This is a genomic window from Xylophilus sp. PBN-3R (assembly GCF_057747805.1).
Genome location: NZ_CM173225.1, coordinates 4,320,541 through 4,340,552, shown reverse-complemented (window position 1 = coordinate 4,340,552; position 20,012 = coordinate 4,320,541). Strand labels below are relative to the sequence as shown.

Annotated in this window: 20 protein-coding genes; 9 read left to right on the top strand and 11 right to left on the bottom strand. The window is 66.6% G+C overall.

The window, feature by feature from the left end; all coding sequences use genetic code 11:
• Positions 1–263 precede the first annotated feature (263 nt).
• From AC3ANW_RS20695 to AC3ANW_RS20685, 3 genes are all read right to left on the bottom strand, one after another.
• On the bottom strand, positions 264–974 hold the full coding sequence (locus tag AC3ANW_RS20695) for a DUF1120 domain-containing protein (protein ID WP_488342706.1): 711 nt from the start codon (positions 972–974) through the stop codon (positions 264–266).
• Positions 975–1,174: 200 nt separating this feature from the next.
• A complete protein-coding gene (pyk, locus tag AC3ANW_RS20690) occupies positions 1,175–2,623 on the bottom strand; it encodes a pyruvate kinase (protein WP_488342705.1) in 1,449 nt (482 codons plus the stop codon).
• Between the two features lie 161 nt (positions 2,624–2,784).
• Entirely contained in the window at positions 2,785–3,978 is a 1,194-nt protein-coding gene (locus AC3ANW_RS20685) for a phosphoglycerate kinase (RefSeq protein WP_488342704.1), read from the bottom strand.
• Between the two features lie 200 nt (positions 3,979–4,178).
• On the opposite strand from AC3ANW_RS20685, the gene AC3ANW_RS20680 reads away from it, so the two are divergent.
• Positions 4,179–4,553 carry a response regulator gene (locus AC3ANW_RS20680; protein WP_488342703.1) on the top strand — a complete coding sequence of 125 codons (375 nt, stop codon included), beginning with the start codon at positions 4,179–4,181 and terminating at the stop codon, positions 4,551–4,553.
• 4 nt (positions 4,554–4,557) lie between these two features.
• Here AC3ANW_RS20680 and AC3ANW_RS20675 read toward each other — a convergent pair whose 3' ends face one another.
• The 5 genes from AC3ANW_RS20675 to def are packed head-to-tail and all read right to left on the bottom strand — an operon-like array spanning position 4,558 to position 7,697.
• Positions 4,558–4,908 carry an AzlD domain-containing protein gene (locus AC3ANW_RS20675; RefSeq protein ID WP_488342702.1) on the bottom strand — a complete coding sequence of 117 codons (351 nt, stop codon included), beginning with the start codon at positions 4,906–4,908 and terminating at the stop codon, positions 4,558–4,560.
• Positions 4,905–5,678 carry an AzlC family ABC transporter permease gene (locus AC3ANW_RS20670; RefSeq protein ID WP_488342701.1) on the bottom strand — a complete coding sequence of 258 codons (774 nt, stop codon included), beginning with the start codon at positions 5,676–5,678 and terminating at the stop codon, positions 4,905–4,907. The genes AC3ANW_RS20675 and AC3ANW_RS20670 overlap by 4 nt, the downstream gene beginning before the upstream one ends.
• Positions 5,675–6,634 carry a methionyl-tRNA formyltransferase gene (fmt, locus tag AC3ANW_RS20665; protein WP_488342700.1) on the bottom strand — a complete coding sequence of 320 codons (960 nt, stop codon included), beginning with the start codon at positions 6,632–6,634 and terminating at the stop codon, positions 5,675–5,677. Before fmt ends, AC3ANW_RS20670 begins: the two co-directional genes overlap by 4 nt.
• Positions 6,635–6,646: 12 nt before the next feature.
• Positions 6,647–7,171 (bottom strand): hypothetical protein, encoded by a 525-nt coding sequence (locus AC3ANW_RS20660; RefSeq protein WP_488342699.1) that lies wholly within the window; start codon positions 7,169–7,171, stop codon positions 6,647–6,649.
• Between the two features lie 16 nt (positions 7,172–7,187).
• Positions 7,188–7,697, bottom strand: coding sequence for a peptide deformylase (def, locus tag AC3ANW_RS20655; RefSeq protein WP_488342698.1), 510 nt, complete (start codon positions 7,695–7,697; stop codon positions 7,188–7,190).
• Between the two features lie 213 nt (positions 7,698–7,910).
• Here def and AC3ANW_RS20650 point away from each other — a divergent pair, with 213 nt between their 5' ends.
• Together AC3ANW_RS20650 and dprA are read left to right on the top strand one after the other, a co-directional pair.
• A complete protein-coding gene (locus AC3ANW_RS20650; protein WP_488342697.1) occupies positions 7,911–9,128 on the top strand; it encodes a LysM peptidoglycan-binding domain-containing protein in 1,218 nt (405 codons plus the stop codon).
• Positions 9,129–9,142: 14 nt separating this feature from the next.
• On the top strand, positions 9,143–10,267 hold the full coding sequence (gene dprA, locus AC3ANW_RS20645; protein WP_488342696.1) for a DNA-processing protein DprA: 1,125 nt from the start codon (positions 9,143–9,145) through the stop codon (positions 10,265–10,267).
• Here dprA and AC3ANW_RS20640 read toward each other — a convergent pair.
• Entirely contained in the window at positions 10,264–11,604 is a 1,341-nt protein-coding gene (locus AC3ANW_RS20640) for a chloride channel protein (RefSeq protein WP_488342695.1), read from the bottom strand. The genes dprA and AC3ANW_RS20640 overlap by 4 nt on opposite strands.
• 149 nt (positions 11,605–11,753) lie before the next feature.
• Between AC3ANW_RS20640 and ssb the strand changes: the two genes are divergently transcribed.
• The 5 genes from ssb to AC3ANW_RS20615 all read left to right on the top strand — a co-directional run bounded on the left by ssb (position 11,754) and on the right by AC3ANW_RS20615 (position 16,992).
• Positions 11,754–12,317, top strand: a complete 564-nt coding sequence (ssb, locus tag AC3ANW_RS20635; RefSeq protein ID WP_488342694.1) for a single-stranded DNA-binding protein — start codon at positions 11,754–11,756, stop codon at positions 12,315–12,317.
• Between the two features lie 236 nt (positions 12,318–12,553).
• Positions 12,554–13,423 (top strand): DUF3034 family protein, encoded by an 870-nt coding sequence (locus AC3ANW_RS20630; RefSeq protein WP_488342693.1) that lies wholly within the window; start codon positions 12,554–12,556, stop codon positions 13,421–13,423.
• A gap of 20 nt (positions 13,424–13,443) precedes the next feature.
• On the top strand, positions 13,444–13,986 hold the full coding sequence (locus AC3ANW_RS20625) for a group I truncated hemoglobin (RefSeq protein WP_488342692.1): 543 nt from the start codon (positions 13,444–13,446) through the stop codon (positions 13,984–13,986).
• Complete coding sequence (locus AC3ANW_RS20620) at positions 13,983–14,621, top strand: methylamine utilization protein (RefSeq protein WP_488342691.1); 639 nt, start codon at positions 13,983–13,985, stop codon at positions 14,619–14,621. The genes AC3ANW_RS20625 and AC3ANW_RS20620 overlap by 4 nt, the downstream gene beginning before the upstream one ends.
• Before the next feature lie 7 nt (positions 14,622–14,628).
• Positions 14,629–16,992 (top strand): putative bifunctional diguanylate cyclase/phosphodiesterase, encoded by a 2,364-nt coding sequence (locus AC3ANW_RS20615; protein WP_488342690.1) that lies wholly within the window; start codon positions 14,629–14,631, stop codon positions 16,990–16,992.
• Between the two features lie 24 nt (positions 16,993–17,016).
• Here the strand turns inward: AC3ANW_RS20615 and AC3ANW_RS20610 are convergent, their stop codons facing one another.
• Complete coding sequence (locus AC3ANW_RS20610; protein ID WP_488342689.1) at positions 17,017–17,676, bottom strand: hypothetical protein; 660 nt, start codon at positions 17,674–17,676, stop codon at positions 17,017–17,019.
• A gap of 89 nt (positions 17,677–17,765) precedes the next feature.
• On the bottom strand, positions 17,766–18,869 hold the full coding sequence (gene mnmA, locus AC3ANW_RS20605; protein WP_488342688.1) for a tRNA 2-thiouridine(34) synthase MnmA: 1,104 nt from the start codon (positions 18,867–18,869) through the stop codon (positions 17,766–17,768).
• A gap of 74 nt (positions 18,870–18,943) precedes the next feature.
• Here mnmA and AC3ANW_RS20600 point away from each other — a divergent pair, with 74 nt between their 5' ends.
• Positions 18,944–19,888: a LysR substrate-binding domain-containing protein gene (locus AC3ANW_RS20600; RefSeq protein WP_488342687.1), complete on the top strand. Its 945-nt coding sequence runs from the start codon at positions 18,944–18,946 to the stop codon at positions 19,886–19,888.
• Positions 19,889–20,012 lie beyond the last annotated feature (124 nt).

Below are 20,012 nucleotides of genomic sequence, written 5' to 3'. Positions count from 1 at the left end.
AATTCGGACTAATAAGCAATCCTCGCCGAGACTTTGCGAGGATTTGGTTCATACGGATTGATCACAGGCCGTTCTGCGACAGAAAACCGTTTTGTATACCGGGACGGGTTTTGTGCGACGCCAACGGCCCGGACCCAATGTCACCAGGCTTCGATTGGAGATTTACGCAGATTTCCAGCCCTGAAAGAATTCCGGCCTTGGTTTTCGGTGACTGAGCGCCACCACAACCGCACCGGACGGTGGGTGTGGTGACTGGTCTTCGCTTAAAGAATGATCAGCGTGATGGTGCCTGAACCATCCAGATTGATGTCGGTCGTGGCTTTATCGACCGTGTCCTTGAGAATTTCCAGGTTGATCGCCAGGGTACCATTGATTTCAGCCACTTCTGCCGGACTAACCGATGCGCTTTGCGTACTGAAACCGACAGAGCCCGGTGCCAGATAAAGGAGTGTGCCCTTGGTCCACGCGCTTTGAGCCGTAGCGGCTCCGGTGGTGGTGAATGAAGATGCAGGCGCTATCAGAGGAGTCGATGCGGAAGCTCTCACAAGAAAAGTCGGATAAATGTAATAGCTGCCAATAGGGGCGGGCGTGGAACCGGCTTCCGGCGGGTTGTAGGTGCCTAGACCGAAGCGTGGTGCATTTCCGAAAAACGGGTCGGTAGTGGCGGAACGGTTATCGGAAAAAGAAACCACCATCCTGGTGGCAAACGGGCATACGGCAGAAAAAGAGACCGGCTTATTCTGTGCCAAAAATCCGGAGACGTAACGCGCGGGACTTTGGTTGGTCGGCAAGCCGTGGATAGCAGAGTTACTCATTACACCGTAATCGGCGGTATCGCCGCCATTCAGTGTCAACGAGCAAGGGGAAGAAACAATGGTCCCGATGACCTTGAAATTAGCCTGCGGGGAGGATTGCGCCTGAGCGCCCGCCGCGGCTGCCATCACTGTTGCAGCCATTATCGATTTCTTGAACATGACAAGCCTCTCGAAGATAGAGCCTGACGGGGGCCAAGCGGAACGGTAATTAGAAGTTGGTCGTCACTACGTCTCGATGAAATTACACGGACCGCCTGGTTTCGAAACCGAAGCGCAGCGCAGATGTCATGAGCGGCACTGCCGAACTGTTCGGGCCGCCTCCCCTTCAGCAATGCCGTGGCGGCGGTTTCTCAAGCGGTTCAGACCGCTCGGCAGATCTTCAGCATGTTGGTGCCGCCCGGGGCACCCATGGGTTCGCCGCAGGTGATGGCATAGACGTCGCCGCTCTGCATGATCCCGCGGTCCTTCAGGTATTGCTCGGCCTGGCCCAGTGCCATGTCGCGTTCGGCGCTGCTGTCCATCAACAGAGGGCGCACGTTGCGGTAGAGAGCCATGCGGCGCTGGGTGGCAACCTTGGGGGTGAGGGCGTAGATGGGCACGGCGGTGCGGTGGCGGCTCATCCACAGGGCGGTGGATCCGCTGTCGGTCAATGCGACGATGGCCTTGGCGCCCAGGTGGTGGGCGGTGAAGAGCGCGCCCATGGCGATGGACTGGTCGATGCGTTTGAAGGTCTGGCCGGTGAAGTCGGAATCCAGTTCGAATTCTTCGGAGGCCTCGACCGCCGAACAGATGGCGGCCATTTCCTGCACGGTTTCCAGCGGGTAGCGGCCGGCGGCGGTTTCGCCGGAGAGCATCACCGCGTCGGTGCCGTCCAGCACGGCGTTGGCGACGTCGCTCACTTCGGCGCGGGTGGGCACCGGGTTGGTGATCATGCTTTCCATCATCTGGGTGGCGGTGATGACGATCTTGTCGGACTCGCGGGCCAGCTTGATCATGCGTTTCTGCAGGGCGGGCACGGCGGCGTGGCCGACTTCGACCGCCAGGTCGCCGCGCGCGACCATGATGCCGTCGGAGACCCGCAGGATCTCGTCCAGGTGGGGCAGGGCCTCGGCCCGCTCGATCTTGGCGATGAGGCCGGGCTTGTGTTTGTATTCGGCGCCGGCCACGTTGCACAGCTGGCGGGCCATTTCCATGTCGGTGGCCGTCTTCGGAAAACTCACCGCGATGTAGTCGGCCTGGAAACTCATGGCGGTCTTGATGTCCTCCATGTCCTTGCCGGTCAGTGCCGGCGCGGTCAGGCCGCCGCCTTGTTTGTTGATGCCCTTGTTGTTCGACAGTTCACCGCCGATGCGCACGGTGGTGTGCACTTCTTCGCCGCGCACCGTGTCGACCTTCAGCACGATGAGGCCGTCGTTCAGCAGCAGGATGTCGCCGGCCTTCACGTCACGCGGGAGCTCCTTGTAGTCGAGTCCCACGCCGGCCAGGTCGCCCGGTTCGGTGCGTGATGCGTCGAGCACGAAGGTGGCGCCCTGCTCCAGCATCACCCGGCCTTCGGCGAACTTGCCGACGCGGATCTTGGGGCCCTGCAGGTCGGCCATGATGGCGACTTCGCGGCCGGCGCGGGTGCCGGCTTCGCGCACCATGCGGGCCCGTTCGATGTGGTCCTGCGCGCGGCCGTGGCTGAAGTTGAGCCGCACCACGTTGACGCCGGCACGGATCATGGCTTCGAGCATTTCCGGGGTGTTGGACGCCGGGCCGAGGGTGGCGACGATCTTGGTCGCGCGGCGCGGGCGGTTCGAAGCGGTCATCTGGGCGGCGGCAGGAATGGCAAAGGGCAAGATAGTCTCCATCGGATCGAAGCTGAGCATTCTGCTACCGCCCCGACGGCAGGCCCATGACGGCAACCCCATTAAAAAACCCCGTGGGGCCTTGCGGCGCCGCGGGGTTCGGGGCGAGCGGTCGACGCGGCTCAGCCGGCTGCGCGTTTTTCGAGGATCTCGAATGCCGGCAGGGTTTTGCCCTCGAGGATTTCAAGGAACGCACCGCCGCCGGTGCTGATGTAGCCGACGTCTTTCTCGATGCCGTACTTGGCGATGGCGGCCAGGGTGTCGCCGCCGCCGGCGATGCTGAAGGCCTTGCTGGACGCGATGGCGCGGGCGATGGTCTCGGTGCCGTGGGCGAAGGCGTCGAACTCGAACACGCCGACCGGGCCGTTCCAGACGATGGTGCCGGCGGCTTCCAGCTGCGCAGCCAGGGCCTTGGCGGTTTCCGGTCCGATGTCCAGGATCAGGTCGTCTTCGGCGACGTCTTCGGCGCGCTTGACGGTGGCGGTGGCGGTGGCCTTGAACTCCTTGGCGACCACCACGTCGGTCGGGATCGGCACCGCGGCGCCGCGGGCGCGCATGGTCTCGATGACGGCACGCGCCTGGTCGAGCAGGTCGGGTTCGGCCAGCGACTTGCCGATGGGCAGGCCGGCTGCGAGCATGAACGTATTGGCGATTCCGCCGCCGACGATCAACTGGTCGACCTTGCCGGCCAGCGCCATCAGGATGGTCAGTTTGGTGGACACCTTGGAGCCGGCGACGATGGCTGCCAGCGGGCGCTTCGGTGCGGCCAGTGCCTTGCCGATGGCGTCGATCTCGGCCGACAGCAGCGGGCCGGCGCAGGCCACCGGCGCGAACTGCGCGATGCCGTAGGTGGAGGCTTCGGCGCGGTGGGCGGTGCCGAAGGCGTCGTGCACGAAGATGTCGCACAGGGCGGCCAGCTTTTTCGCCAGTGCCGGGTCGTTCTTCTTTTCGCCCTTGTTCAGGCGGCAGTTTTCCAGCAGCACCACGCTGCCCGGGGCGACTTCCACGCCATCGACCCAGTCGGCGACCAGCGGCACTTCGCGGCCCAGCAATTCGGACAGGCGGGCGGCCACGGGTGCGAGGCTGTCGGCGGGCTTGAATTCGCCCTCGGTCGGGCGACCCAGGTGCGAGGTGACCATCACGGCGGCGCCGGCCTTCAGGGCCATCTCGATGCAGGGCACCGACGCGCGGATGCGGGTGTCTTCGGTGATGCGGCCGGTGTCGTCCTGCGGCACGTTCAGGTCGGCGCGAATGAAGACACGTTTGCCGGCGGCATCGCCGCGGGAGCACAGGTCGGAAAAGCGAAGGATGTTCATGCGGTGGTGTTCTCGAACAGGTAACTGTGTTTGCGAATGGACCGCCGGATTGTAGAAACAGTCCGGGGGGATCCCCGCACCTGAATCAAAGCTGAACGAGAGGCCGCAAAGCCGCTTTCGTCCTACAACGGGACGGCGGGTCTGCGGGCCTACTCACACCCTGTTGTTTGACACCGAATCACGCCCCCACGTCCCGTTCCATGCTTGCCGCCTTCCTTGTCGAAGACAACCCGCTGATCCGCGAAAACCTGACAGCCACCCTGGCCGAACTGACGCCTGTACAGATGGTCGGCTGGGCAGCCGGCGAGCGTGAAGCGCTGCGCTGGCTCACCGGCCCTGACGAATGGCAGCTGGCCATCGTCGATCTGTTCCTCGAAGACGGCAACGGCCTGGGTGTGCTGCGCGCACTGCAGCAACGCAAGGCCATGCAGCGGGTGGTGGTGGTGACCAACTACGCCACCGCCGATATCCGCGCTCGCTGCACCGCGCTGGGCGCCGACGCGGTGTTCGACAAGTCGTCGGAAATCGAGGCGCTGGCGCAGTACTGCGACCAACTGGCCCAGGCGGAGTCCTGAAGGCTTACCAGCCCAGGCCGATGTGCAGCGGCAGGTAGACCGCCATGCCAACCACGATGGTGCCCAGGATGCTGCGTTTCCAACCGAAGAATGCCAACGCGACGACTGCCGCCGGCAGCCGCGCATCCGCCAGGGTGGTGACGAAATGGCCGTTGCGCATCAGCAGTTCGGGTGCGACGACAGCCGCCAGCGCGGCCAGCGGCGCATAACGCAGACCACGCTTGAGCCATTCCGGTTGACGCCATTCGCGCTCCGGCAGCATGAAGAAACTGCGGGTGATCAGGGTGATGACGGCCAGTCCGGCGATGGCGATGACACCTTCGGCAAATTCCGACCAATCGTCCGGCAGCATCATGATTTGCCCTTGCCGATGCGCTGCACGATGCGGCTGTGGGGCGCAAAAAGCGCCTCGCTGACCAGACCCACCGCCACGGCGGCGGCGATGCCCACCAATATGTTCAGCTTGAGCGGCAGGGCGAAAGCCGCGACCGCACCGCAGGCCGCCACGCCGGCCGACAGCGCTGTCAGCCGGTCGGTCAGCATCGAGCCGGCGACCGCCAGCAAGGCCAGCACACCCGCAAAACCCAGGCCCCAATGCACCGGCACCATGTCCGAGAAGAACAGCCCCGCCAGGCAGGGCAGCTGCCATGCCAGCCAGTTGAAAGTGGCGGCGCCCCAGAAATACGCTTCCTGGCCCGGGCCGGGCTGCTGCACTGGAAAACGCTTGAGGAAGATCACGAACACCACGTCGCCGCTGAAGTAACCCAAGGCGCAACGCCGCCTGCGCGGCAGGTGGCCGAAGTAGTTGCGCCACATGCTGCTGAAGATGACAAAACGCAAATTGACGCAGGTGGCCGTCAGCCAGATCACCCAGGTCGGCGAGCCGCTGGCCAGCAGCGGAAGCACCGCCAGTTGCGCACTGCCCGCGTAGACGCTGATGCTCATCAGCAGGGCCAGCAGCGTGCCCAGGCCGGACTTGGCCATGGCGATGCCGGTGACCAGCGCCCAGGCGGCGACACCGATCGATGTGCCGCTGATGTCGACCATGCCCCGCCGGAATTCCGGGTCGCGCACCATTTCGCTCCAGCGCATCGGCCCTGCCGGCACCGGAGCGGCCTTGGTCATGCCAGCACGGCGCCGACGGTGATCGGGCAGCCGCGCAGGAAACCGTCGGCGGCCAGGCGTTTGCCGCCGGCACGTTGCAGCACGGTGGCGCGCAGGACGCCCTGTCCGCAGCGGACCACCACGCCGTCGGTGCCCGCTGCCAGCACGGTGCCGGCGACATCGCCAGCGCCTTCCGGCACGGCTTCCGCAGTGGCGGCCCAGATCTTGAACGTGGCGCCGTCGAGGCTGCAGGAAGCGCCGGGGAAGGGGTCGAATGCGCGCACCCGGCGGGCGATCTGCGCGGCGTGTTGCGACCAGTCGATGGCGGACTCGGCCTTGTCGATCTTGGAGGCGTAGGTGACGCCGTCGGCGGGCTGTCTCTGCGGCTGCAGCTTGCCCGATTCGGCCTGGCGCAGCACTTCGGCCATGAGCGGGCCGCCACGTTCGGCGAGCTTGTCGTGCAGGCTGGCGGTGGTGTCGTCGTCGGCGATGGCGACGGGCTCGATGCACAGCATGTCGCCGGTGTCCAGGCCGGCATCCATTTGCATGATGGTGTTGCCGGTCCGGGTGTCGCCGGCCTCGATGGCGCGGTGGATGGGCGCCGCGCCGCGCCACCGTGGCAGCAGGCTGGCGTGGATGTTGAAACAGCCCAGGCGAGGCTGGTCGAGCACCCACTGGGGGAGGATCAGGCCGTAGGCGGCGACCACCATGGCGTCGGCGCCGAGCGCCGCCAGTTGCGCCTGCGCGGCGGCTGCGTCATCGGCATATCGGCCATCGAGACGCAAACCCCGTGGCTGGGCCACCGGCAGCCCGTGGGCGAGCGCGTATTGCTTGACGGCGGAGGCCTGAAGCTGCATGCCGCGACCGGCAGGCCGGTCGGGCTGGGTGAGCACCAGCACGATCTCGAAACCGTCCCGGTGCAGGTATTCGAGCGCCGACGCGGCGAAAGCGGGCGTACCCGCAAAAACAAGTTTCACGCGGGCCAGGCCTTATCGGTCGGTTCGATCGCGCGCATTGAATTCGTCGGTGTAGACGATGCGCTGCACCACGCCGGCCGGGTCGATGTGGATGCTGACCAGGCGAGGGTTGTTCATGTCGTTGAAGCGGTAGGTCCAGATGGGACCCTTGAAGCTGTAGACGTATTCGATGCGCCCCGGCTGGCCGAGCATGAACAGCACGTCGTTGCGGGTCGACTGGCCCATCACCAGGCGCTCGAAGTTGCCGTAGCGCAGGCCGTCGTCAACACCCAGCAACCGGCCGCCGGCGTCGAAATCGGCGTTCCAGACATGCTGGCCGGCGGGCGCCTGGGAATATTGCAGCCGCTGGCCGCCGTCGGGCCGCGGGTACTGGGCGGTCGGCTGGCCCAGCCTGGCGATGGTCGATTGCGGCGTACTGCCGGCAGGCAGGCTGGTCGGGCTGGCGCAGGCGGCCAGCAACGCGGCGGCGGCGAGCCCGCCGACCGCCAGCAGGCGGCGCAGATGGAGGGAAGTCTTTGTCTCTGGGTGGTTTTTCATGCGCGTTCCTGTCCGGTCAGTCCCGGTCTTCCTTTTGCTGCTTGAGCAGCTTGGTGCGGATGCGGTTCCGCTTGAGTGGCGAAAGGTATTCGACGAACACCTTGCCCAGCAGGTGGTCCAGCTCGTGCTGGACGCAGATGGCCAGCATGCCTTCGGCTTCCAGTTCGATGGCCTGCCCTTCGAGGTCCTGGGCCTTGAAACGAATGGAGGTCGAACGTTCGACACCGTCATAGATGCCCGGCACCGACAGGCAGCCTTCTTCACCCACTTCACGCTCGGGACCGTACCAGGTGATTTCGGGGTTGACCAGGATCAGCGGCTTGTCGCGGTCTTCGGAAACGTCGATCACCACCAGGCGTTCGTGCACATTGACCTGCGTCGCGGCCAGCCCGATGCCGTTGGCGTCGTACATGGTTTCCAGCATGTCGGCCACGAGGGTCCTGATGCGGTCGTCCACGGCCTTCACCGGTTGGGCAACGGTGTGCAGCCGGGCGTCCGGGAAGCTGAGGATGGGTAGCAATGCCATGGCGCGAAAAAGGAAGTTCGAGGGGTGTTGTGCGGAGCGCGATGTCGCTATTTTCGCCAAATTCGCCATCTGGCCTGGCAGTGCGCACCAATAAACGTTGTCGGGCGAAGGCCAAAGCGTAGAGAATCGGCCGGAGATTTTGTAACCGAACCGCGTGGTCCGGCCGGCCAGTGCGCCGGGCTGGAAGCATGCGTCCCGAGGGAGCGTTTTTCGATGCCAGTCAGTTTTTCGCGCCTGCCCCGGTGCGCCGCCGCGGCTGCAGCCACCGCTGCCTGCCTGATGGCAGTCGCCCAGCCGGCGGCCGCGCAGAACTATCCGGTCACCGGCACCCAGCGTGCCGTCGCGCAGGCCGCCGCGCAGACGGGCGTACCCGAAAGCGAGCTGGCGCCCAACGCCCCCGACATCTACACCGTCAAGTCTGGCGACACGCTGTGGGCCATTTCCGGCCTGTATCTGATGCGGCCCTGGCGCTGGCCGGAGCTGTGGGGCATGAACCTCGACCAGATCCGCAATCCGCACCTGATCTTTCCTGGCCAGCAGCTGTACCTGGAGCGCAGCGGCGGCATGGCCCGGCTGCGCGCCGGCAACCCTGTCTCAACCGGCGGCAACGGCGATCTGGTCCGGGTGCAGCCACGTACCCGTTACGACGAACTCGGGCGCAACCCGCTGCCGGCCCTGCGGCCTTCGGCGATCGAGCCCTTCCTGGCCGAACCGCTGGTGATCGATGCTCCCACGCTGGCCAATTCGGCGCGTTTCGTCGCCACGCAGGAAGACCGGGTGATGCTGGCCAAGGGCGACCGGGCCTATGTCCGCGGTCCGGCCGGGCAGCCGGTGACCGTGGTGCCCGGCGCCAGACGCGGCTATCGCGTGTTCCGCGACGCGGTGCCGTTGCGCGATCCGTCGACCGGTGAAGTGCTGGGTTACGAGGCGCAGTACCTCGGTCGGGCGGACCTGGTTCGCGGCGAATCGGTAGAAAACAACATCCGCGACGGCAAGCAGTTGCAGGAATTGGTGCCGGCCACCTTCGACATCACGGTCACCAAGGAAGAAATCCGCATCGGTGATCGCCTGCTGCCGGAGCCACCCACCGCCACCAACCTGTATGTGCCACGCGCACCCGAACAGCCGCTGGCCGGCGCCCGCGTGATGTCGATCTACGGCAGCGCGGTATACGACGCCGCGCAGAACCAGGTCGTCACCATCAACAAGGGCAGCCGTGACGGCGTGATGCCCGGCTACGTGCTGGCCATCCTGTCCGAAGGCGAACGGGTGCTGGACAGGACCGACGGCGAAAAGGTCGGCATCAAGCTGCCCGACGAACGCAACGGCCTGCTGATGGTGTTCCGCACTTTCGACCGGGTGTCCTACGGCCTGATCCTGCAGATTCGCACCGGCGTGAAGATCGGCGACCGCCTGGTGTCGCCCGAGTAAGCGCGCCGCAAGCGATGCTCCACCAAGATCTCGCCGCCTGGCTGCGCCTGGGCGAAACCCCAGGCGTGGGCAACGAACATGCGCGCCGCCTGCTGGCTGCGTTCGCTACGCCGCAGCCGGTTTTCGAGGCCGGCGAGGCGGCGCTTTCCCAGGTGGTCGGCAGCAGCCTCGCCCAGGCGCTGCGTACCGTGCCTGCCGGCTTTCCCGACCTGCTCGATACCACCTGGCGCTGGTTGAACGAAGCCGAGCCCGGCGGCGGCGGCCGGCGCATCGTCACGCTGGGCGACGCCGACTATCCGTCCAGCTTGCTGGCCATGGTCGATCCGCCGCTGATGCTCTATCTGCTGGGCGCGCCGTTGCCCGGGCCGGAGGTGGGCTGCATCGCCATGGTCGGCAGCCGCAAACCGACGCCGCAGGGCCGCCTGGATGCGCTGGCTTTCGGTCGGCGATTTGCTGAAAGCGGCCTGACCGTGGTGTCGGGCCTGGCGGAGGGTATCGACGGCGCGGCCCACGAAGGCGCGCTGGACGGGGCCGTGGCGTCCAATCCCTGCAGCACGGTCGCTTTTGTCGGCACCGGGCTCGACCGTGTGTATCCGGCCCGGCACCGTGCGCTGGCGCACCGCATCGCCGCAGGCGGCTGCCTGGCGAGTGAATACAGCCTGGGCACACCGCCGCTGCCGAACAATTTTCCCCGTCGCAACCGCCTGATCGCCGGCTTTTCGCTGGGCACCCTGGTGGTGGAGGCGGCACAGCCCTCTGGTTCGCTGATCACCGCACGGCTGGCATCCGAGCAGGGCAAGGAAGTGTTCGCGATTCCCGGGTCCATCCACTCCGGGCAGTCGCGCGGTTGCCATGCGCTCATCCGCCAGGGCGCCAAGCTGGTCGAGACCGTGCAGGATGTGCTGGAAGAGTTGCGCCTGCCGGCTGGACCGTCGTTGCCGGCAGCAGAGGACGCTCCTGAAGACGGCGAGGACGACCTGCTGCAGGCCATGGGTCACGCGCCGGTGAATGTCGATGCGCTGGTGGCCCGCACCGGCATCGACGCCGCCACGCTGCAGGTGCGGTTGCTGCAACTCGAACTCGACGGCCGGGTCGGGCGGCTCACCGGCGGGCTGCTGCAGCGGATCAGCGCCGGCTAGGAGCTTGGCGCCTGGCGGGCCGCCGCCACCATGTGTTCGGCCAGGGTTTCGTACAGCGGCCGGACCATCAGGCGAGACAGCAGGCTGGCCAGCATGGCCGCCACCATCAGGCTGAGCACCATGGCGTGGCCGTCCACCATTTCCATCACGATGATGAAGGACGTGAGCGGTGCCTGCGTGACGGCGGCCAGAAACGCCGCCATGCCCATCGCGATGAGTGCCGGTGCCAGTTCGGCATTGCCGGCCAGTTGCGCCACGTCGTGGCCGATGCCCGCGCCGATCGACAGCGAGGGCGCGAAGATGCCGCCCGGAACGCCGCTCCAGGCGGTCAGCCAGGTGGCGGCGAATTTCAGCAGCACATAGAAGGTGGGCACCTCCGACTCGCCGGCCAGCATGTGTTTGACCGCATCCGAACCCGCGCCGAAGCTGGCGCCGCCCGACAGCAGGCCCAGCACCGCCACCGCCAGCCCGCAGCCGGCCGCGAATCGCACCGGAAAGGCGGCCCGCAGGGCACCCAGCCGTCCGATGCCGCCGGTCAGCGACGCCGCGAGCAACCTGGCGAAAAGCCCGCCCAGGATGCCGGCCACCAGGATCGCCAGCAGGCCCGGCGCAATCGCCCGCCATGTCAGGTGCGGCACGTGAATCACGCCGAAATAGCTCAGGTTGCCGAAGGTGGAAACCGCCATCAGGCCCGCCAGCACGATGGCCGCGATGATCAGGCCGCTGCTGCGCGACTCCAGCTTGCGCGACAGTTCTTCGATGGCGAACACGATGCCTGCCAGCGGCGCATTGAAGGCCGCCGCGATGCCGGCCGCTCCGCCAGCGACCAGCAGCGCATGCACCGGCAGGCGGTCGGGCCCCAGCCAGCGGCGCGCATGCTGCATCACTCCGGCGGCGACCTGCACCGAAGGGCCTTCGCGCCCCACCGAAAGCCCCGCCAGCAGCCCGGCGGACGACAACACGATCTTGGCCGCCGACACCCGCAGCGAGACGAGGCGGCTGCGTCCCGCGGGCGGCATGGCCGGGTCGAGCGCGGCGATCACCTGCGGAATGCCGGAACCCGCGGCGCCCGGCGCCAGACGGCGTGTCAGCCAGACGATCGCGGCGGTGCACAGCGGTGTCCACACCAGCACCGTCCAGCGGCTGAATTCATGGATGCGTTCGAACAGGCCGAATGCCTGTTCTGCCAGCAGCGTGAAACCCACCACCGCCAGGCCGGCCGCCGCCGCGTAGGCCAGCACGACGACGCGGTCGAGCCACTGGCGGCCGTCGCGCAGTTCGCGGCGCAGGTTCTGCAGGAAATGGGGCTCTGCCGAGTGAGGATCAGGCGACGACATGTGGGCCGCATTGTGGCATCCGGGATTCGGAACCCGGTCGGGCGGAGGGGCGGATACGGCACAATGCTGCCCTCTCGCGGGCCGGCGCTGCCAGTTCAATCGCCGCCCCGTCTCACCCCCTGAAACCACCCACTACAGGCACGTAAACAATGGCATCCGTCAACAAAGTCATCGTCGTCGGCAACCTCGGCCGCGATCCCGAAATGCGCTCCTTCCCGAGCGGCGACCAGGTGGCGAACGTGACCGTGGCCACCACCGACCGCTGGCGCGACAAGACCAGCGGCGAAATGCGCGAAGCCACCGAATGGCACCGCATCGTGTTCAACGGCAAGCTGGCCGAAATCGCCGGCCAGTATTTGCGCAAAGGCTCGCAGATCTACGTCGAAGGTTCCTTGCGCACCCGCAAATGGACCGGCCAGGACGGCGTCGAGAAATACACCACCGAAATCCGCGCCGACCAGATGCAGATGCTGGGTAGCCGCCAGGGCGGCGGCGGTGCACCGCAGGGCGGCGGCGGCGGCGGTGGTTCCAGCGACGGTTACGACGACGGAGGTTACGACTCCGCACCGCCGCCAGCCGCACCGGCCCGCCGGGCCGCGCCGCCGATGGCAGCACCGCGTCCGCCCGCCGCATCGGCCCCGCGCCCGCCCGCACCGGCTCCCAGCCGCCCATCGTCGGGTTTTGACGACATGGACGACGACATCCCGTTTTGATCGCCTGACCTGTCCGCCAGAGGGAGCTCCAACGGACACGTGTCCCTTCGTACGTATATTCCCGCAACGTTCGGGTCTTTTTGTGCGTTAGAAAGGTCTTGCTTGGCGTATCTTTTGCCTTTAATGTGAAACATAGGCATTTGCTTACAGTTGACGGACGGACACCCGGTGGAGCCTCAGGCGTGAAAAATTACCTATCGCACATTCGTTACAGGCCGAAGGGTCGGCGTCGTGCTGTGGCATTCGCAGCGGCCGTGATGGCCCATGTAGCGCATGCACAGTTCGTACCGCCAGAGACCAACCGCATGGGTAGCGGCAAGCTGCTGTTGACCGGCGGTGTCTCGCAGGTCGAGGGTGCGGCCGGCGGCGGTCTGGTGCCCTGGGCCGTGATCGGCGGCTACAACACCGGCGGCCAGTGGAGCGCCAACGTGCACGCCACCCGCGTCGAGACCCAGGCTTTCGGCCTGGACACCTACGGCGTCGCGGTCGGCGTGAACGACCGGCTCGAGCTGACACTCGCGCGGCAGATCTTCGACACCAAGGGTGCCGGCGCCACGCTGGGCCTGGGCCAGGACTTCAAGTTCAAGCAGAACATCGTCGGCGCCAAGGTGCGGGTGATGGGCGACGCGGTGCTGGATTCCGACACCTGGATGCCGCAGATTTCGGTCGGTGTGCAGTACAAGCAGAACGAACAGGGCGACATCGTCCGTGCGGTGGGTGCCATGAAGGATTCGGGCACCGACTTCTACGTGTCCGCGACCAAGCTTTTCCTGGGCCAGGGCCTGCTGCTCAACGGCACGCTGCGCATGACCAGGGCCAACCAGTTCGGCCTGCTCGGTTTCGGCGGCCCCAATTCGAATTCGTACAAACCCCAGGCCGAACTGTCGGCTGCCTACCTGCTGAGCCGGAGCGTGGCCGTCGGTGCCGAATATCGCCACAAGCCCAGCAACCTGGCCTTCGCCCGCGAACAGGCGGCCAAGGACATCTTCATCGCGTGGGCGCCCACCAAGAACCTGTCGCTGACCGGCGCCTATGTCGATCTGGGTGACATCGCAACCTTCCGCAACCAGCACGGCTGGTACCTTTCCGGCCAGGCCGGCTTCTGATGTCCGGGAAGCCCCAGGCCATGAAATCCAAACTTACCCGTCTCGCCGCCGCCGCCGTGGTTTCCCTGGCGGCCGGCTTCGCACTGGCACCCGTCACCGCCCTGGCCGACGAAGCGCTCTACCAGGAGTTCGGTGGCGAAGAAGGCATGCAGCGCATCGCCGACGACTTCATCACCAACGTCTTCGCCGACCCACGCACCGCCCCCTATTTCGCCAAGGCCTCGGTCAAGCGGCTGCGGGTGCAGCTGGCGTCGCATTTCTGCTCGTCGGTCGGCGGCCCTTGCGAATACAAGGGCAGTTCGATGAAGAATATCCATGGTCCGCTGCATATCGACCGCGCCGCCTTCAATGCGGTGGTCGAAGACCTGCAGAACGCCATGGACAAGAACAAGGTGCCCTTCCGGGCGCAGAACAAGTTGCTGGCGGCGCTGGCTCCGCTGCATCGGGACATCGAGTCCCCGCGCGATGCACCGTCGTCGCCTTCGATGGGCCTGCCGTCGCCAGACGACAGCCCTGTCGCCGACCCATCGAACACCGTCAGCCCGCCGACCGTCGCCCCATGAAACCAAGCGCCTTTTCTCATCCGGCCTTCCGCAGCGTCGCCGCGCTCGCGCTGGGCCTGGCTTCATTCGTCGCACATGCGGCCAGCGTGCAGGTGCAGGCTGTCAGCCCGCGTGGCACGCCGCTCATGAACGCCGTGGTCTATGCGATTCCGGTCAACGGCAAGGCACCGGCGCTGGAACCCAACAAACGCGCCATCATCGACCAGATCGACCGCGAGTTCGTGCCCCTGGTTTCGGTCATCCAGACCGGCACCGCGGTGAGTTTTCCCAACAAGGACGACGTCGAACACGCGGTGTATTCGTTCTCGCCGCCGAAGCGGTTCGAAATCAAGCTGTATTCGGGCGTCCCTGCCCGCCCGGTGGTGTTCGACAAACCCGGCATGGTGACCCTGGGCTGCAATATCCACGACTCGATGGTGGCCTATGTCCTGGTGGTGGACACGCCCTATTTCGCCAAGACCGACAAGGCCGGCCGCGCCAGCATCGACAACCTGCCGGCTGGAAGCTACCGGATCGTCGCGTGGCATCCGCAACAGCGCGATCCCAACGCGACCACCACACAGACCAGCGAAGTTCCTGCGGGCGGTGCCAACGCGCCGCCGCTGAAATTCACGCTGACTACCGAAACGAACTGAGGCCGTTTTGCCGAAGCTGCGCATCCGGAGCCTGCGAACCCGCATCGCGCTGACCTTCACCGCCCTGCTGCTGGTGGTGCAGATGCTCGGCTACTTCGCCGCACGCGAGACCATCACCCACGCGGCGCGGGAGAACACGGACACCGAACTGCAGCAGGCCGAAAAGGTCTTCAACCAGATCGTGCAGTCGCACCGCGACCAGCTGTCGCAGGCGGCGGCGGTGGTAGCGGCCGATTTCGGCTTCCGAGAGGCTGTGGCCACCCGCAACCAGGGCACCATCGTCTCGGCCCTGCGCAACACCGGCGAACGCATCAAGGCCGACCTGGTCATGCTGCTCGACCTCGATTCGCGCACTGTGGCCGACACCCGCATCAGCGAGGATGACGGTGCGCTGTTCCCCTATCCTGACCTGATCGCCCAGGCCCGCCGCAACGGCACCGCTTCCAACATCATCCAGCTCGACGGCCGCCTGTACGAACTGGTGGTGGTGCCGGTGAAGGCGCCGGTCACCATCGGCTGGGTGGCCATGGGTTTCGAGATCGACTCGCGTTTCATCGGCCTGCTGACATCCACCATGGCGCTGGACGTGTCCTTTCTCGGCCAGGCGGTTTCGGGCGGCTGGACGGTGCTGGCCAGTTCCCTGCCGTCGGCCACCGCTTCCAACCTGATCGCGTCCGCCAACATGGGCAACATGGTCTATGGCCAGGCGGTCCGCATGAAGCTCCAGGACGAGGAATATGGCGCTCGCGCGGTGATGCTGCACAGCGGCGACAGCGCGGTGCAGGCCGTGCTGCAGCGCTCCATCGCCGAAGCCGCCGCGCCTTTCCTGCGCATCCAGTCGGCGCTGCTGGTGCTGTCGATCGTCGGCCTGCTGGTATCCATCCTGGTCAGCCTGCTGATCGCGCGGGGCGTGACCCGACCGGTGGCGATGCTCACCCGGTTCGCGCGCAGCATCGGGGAGGGCAGCAACCCGCCGCCGATCGCCCTGGCGCGCGAGGATGAACTGGGCGCACTCGCCCACACCTTCAACGACATGCGCGAGGCGCTCGACGAACGCGAGCGCCGCATCAGCGGCCTGGCCTATCAGGACGGCCTGACGGGCCTGCCCAACCGGGCGCTGTTCCGCGACCGGCTCGACCAGGCCATCGGCGTGGCCGCCAAGTCGGGCGCCATGCTGGCCGTCATGGTGATGGACCTGGACCGCTTCAAGTATGTCAACGACACCCTCGGCCACACCATCGGCGACCAGTTGCTGGTCGAGGTCGGCCAGCGCCTGCATGCCGCGCTGGGCCAGCAGACCGCCACCGTGGCGCGGCTGGGCGGTGACGAATTCGCGGTGCTGCTGATCGACGGCAACGAGGAGGGCGCCGTGCAGGTCGCCCACAACCTGCTGGTGGTGCTCGAGCGGCCGATGCTGCTCGAAGGCCAGGTGGTCGACGTCGGTGCCAGCATCGGCATCGTCTGCTGCCCGCTGCACGGCGACGACGCCAACACGTTGATGCGGCGCGCCGATATCGCCATGTACGCGGCCAAACGCTCGGGTGCCGGCTGCCTGCTGTACGACGTGCGCCACGACATCCAGACGCCCGAGCGCCTGTCGCTGATGGGCGAGCTGCGCGATGCGGTCGAACACGACAACCTCACGGTGTACTACCAGCCGAAGATGGACCTCGCCACCGGCCAGGTGCGCCACGCCGAAGCCCTGGTGCGCTGGGACCACGCCACCCGCGGTTTCGTGGCGCCCGACCGTTTCATCCCGTTTGCCGAGCAGACCGGCTATATCAAGGCCATCACCCGCTGGGTGGCGCGCACGGTGGTGGCCCAGAGCGCCGCATGGCTGGCGCAGGGCATCGAACTGCAGGTGTCGATCAACGTTTCGGCGCGTGACCTGCTGGGCACCGAGCTGCCGGATTACTTCAGGGACCTGCTGGCGGAATTCGCGGTCGACCCTTCGATGATCTGGATCGAGATCACCGAAAGCGCGGTGATGGACGATCCGGCGCATGCCTTGTCGACCCTCGAAAAACTGCACGCCATGGGCCTGCGCCTGTCGATCGACGACTTCGGCACCGGCTATTCGTCTCTCGCCTACCTGAAACGCATGCCGGTCGACGAAATCAAGATCGACAAGTCATTCGTGATGGGCATGACACAGGACCGCGACGACGAAGTGATCGTGCGTTCGACCATCGACCTGGGCCACAACATGGGCCTGAAGGTGGTGGCCGAAGGCGTCGAGAACGAAGAGATCTTGGCAAAGCTGCGCGAGTGGAGCTGCGACATGGCCCAGGGTTACCTGCTGTCGCGTCCGCTACCTGCCAAGAAGCTCGAGGAATGGCTGCTGGCCTGGCGCGCCAAGGCCGAAACCTGACGCGCCTGCAGCGGGTCGGGCGCGTCAACTGTCCTGGTTGCCGGCGAACACGATGCGGTGGACCGGTGCCGGCGTGGCGGGCGACAGCCGCGGCCGGCAGTAGCCGTCGGCCCGCAGCATCTCGCCGAGGTTGTCGATGCATTCGTCGACATATTCCCAGAAGTCGCCGGCGGCCAGCACCATCTCGTCGTATACCTCCCCGGGCGGGATATGTTTCACACCGAGCTCGGTCAGCGCCTCGGCCCGGAGCCGCTTCAGCAGCGCCGCGAGATCGCCGGCCGAACGCCCGAACACCTGCTGCGGTGTCCATTCTTCGACCTGGCTCAGGTTGCGGGCCACAGTCCTGGAAACCGGCAGGCCCAGCAGATAGGCTGTGGCCATGGAGCGCATGAACGCCGCCGAGCGTTCGGCCGGTGACGCTCCCTGCCGCGCCGCCACCACGTTCAGGCAGGCGGTGAAATCGTCGCGCAGCCTGTCGGCCAGCGTCCTGCGTGCCTGGTCGCGCAGGGATTCGACAGGTTCGGCGGCCGGCACGCCGAAGCAGCCGGGTGCCTGCCGCCAGCAATAGACCGCTACCTTGAGCGGCTGTTCGGTTTCGACGTGCTGCACAGGCAGTGGGATCGGATCGATGAAACGCGCTGCCGTGCGGCGCGACGGCAGGAAGGTGATGGGAGGCATCTGCATGAACAAGGTCCCCGAAAAAACCGCGATGTTGTTGTGCCGCCCGCCGCACCGCCGCCCGGTTGCCGAAGCCGGTGCGCCTCAGCCGAACGTCAGGAAAAGCCGTCGATCACACCGCCGCCGAGGCATACCTCGCCGTCGTACAGCACTGCCGACTGACCGGGCGTGACGGCCCATTGCGCTTCGGTGAAGGCCAGCCCGAAACCGTCGTCGCCGCGCGCCGAAAGTTCGCAGCCGGTGTCGGCCTGGCGATAGCGCGTCTTGGCGGCGTACCGCCCGGGCACTGGCGGTACGCCGGCCACCCAGCTGCTGTCGCCGGCCTCCAGCGCCTGCGACAGCAGCCAGGGATGGTCGTGCCCCTGCACCACCCGCAACACGTTGCGGTCCAGGTCCTTGCGCGCCACGAACCAGGGTTCGTGTTCACCCTGGCCGCGCTGCGCACCTCTCTCCTTGATGCCGCCGATGCCCAGGCCCTGGCGCTGGCCCAGCGTATAGAACGACAGGCCCTGGTGCTGGCCCAGCGTACGGCCGCGGTCGTCCTGGATGGGCCCCGGCGCGTGCGAGATATAGCGGTTGAGGAATTCGCGGAAAGGCCGTTCGCCGATGAAGCAGATGCCGGTCGAGTCTTTCTTGCGCGCATTGGGCAGGCCGATTTCTTCCGCGATGCGGCGCACCTCGGTCTTGTGCAGTTCGCCCACCGGAAACAGTGTCTTGCTCAGTTGCGCCTGGCTCAGCCGGTGCAGGAAATAGCTCTGGTCCTTGGACGGGTCGAGACCCTTCAGCAGCTCGAAACGGCCCGCGCGTTCACGTACGCGGGCGTAGTGGCCGGTGGCGATCTTCTCGGCGCCCAGCCGCATGGCATGGTCCAGGAAAGCCTTGAACTTGATCTCGGCATTGCACAGCACGTCGGGGTTGGGCGTGCGGCCGGCCTGGTATTCGCGCAGGAACTCGGCAAACACACGGTCCTTGTATTCGGCCGCGAAATTGACGTGTTCGATCTCGATGCCCAGCACGTCGGCGACGGCGGCTGCATCCACGAAGTCGATGTTCGACGAGCAGTATTCGCTGTCGTCGTCGTCCTCCCAGTTCTTCATGAAGATGCCGACCACCTCGTGGCCCTGCTGCTTGAGAAGATGGGCCGTGACAGCGGAATCGACTCCGCCGCTCAGCCCCACGATGACCCGTTGTGCACACATAGGTGTGCGATTATCCCGGCCCCGCCGTGGCCCTGCCCGCACCGGGTCTTGAACCATCCCACTCGTGCCCACCGATGGAACTGCGCCAGCTCCGTTATTTCGTCCGCACCGTCGAGCTCGGCAGCATGGGCCGGGCAGCGCTCGACCTGGGTGTGGTGCAGTCCGCGCTCAGCCAGCAGATCAGCCGGCTCGAAGGTGAACTCGCCACCCGGCTGCTGCAGCGCAGCGCCCGTGGCGTGCTGCCCACCGACGCCGGCGCCGCCTTCTTCCGCGAAGCCCAGCTCACCCTGCGCCATGCCGAACAGGCGCAACGCGCGGCCCGCTCGGCGCGGCTGACCGGCACCGTCAGTGTCGGCCTGGCGCCCACCACCGCGGCCGTCCTGGGCGTGCCGCTCATGCGGGCCATGCGGGAGCGTTATCCGGATGTGCGGCTGCACATGGTCGAAAGCCTGTCCGGCCACCTGACCGGCATGCTCAACGCCCGCCAGCTCGACCTGGCGGTTCTGTTCTCCACCCAGGCGGCGCGGCGCTGGAGCGTGATGCCGCTGCTGGATGAAAAGCTGCTGCTGGTGCGCGCGCGCCGCCACATGCCGGCCGACGCCTCGGCCAGCACCCGGCCGGTGTCGATGCGGGCGCTGGTCGAGCAGCCGCTGATATTGCCCACCGGCGGCCACGGCCTGCGCGCCGCCATCGAGGCCGCCGCCCTGCGCGCCAGGGTCAGCCTGCGGCTGGTGGCCGAAATTGACTCGCTCGCCATGCTGATGGAAGCGGTGGACGCGGGCTTCGGCAGCACGGTGCAGCCCGGTGCTGCGGTGGGTCGTTACCCCGATGCCGCCGAGCGGTTCCACCTTGCGCCGCTGGCCGACCGCCAGGCCAGCCGTCGCAACGCCATCTGCAGCCTGTCGGACGACGAACTGTCACCCGCCGCTCTGGCGGTCCGGGTGGTCATGGCGGAAGTGGCGCGCGGCCTGGTCGACTCCCGGCAATGGCCGGGTGCGGTGCTGGTGCGGCCGGACTGAGCCGCCGCCTCCTGCGGCGGGTCATCACGAAACGTGATGGCCTCATGCAGAAACCGGCCTTTCTCGTGGCGCCGCGCCTGCCTACAGTCGCGGCTTTCCCGGTGACCCCACGAGACGAGAGAAC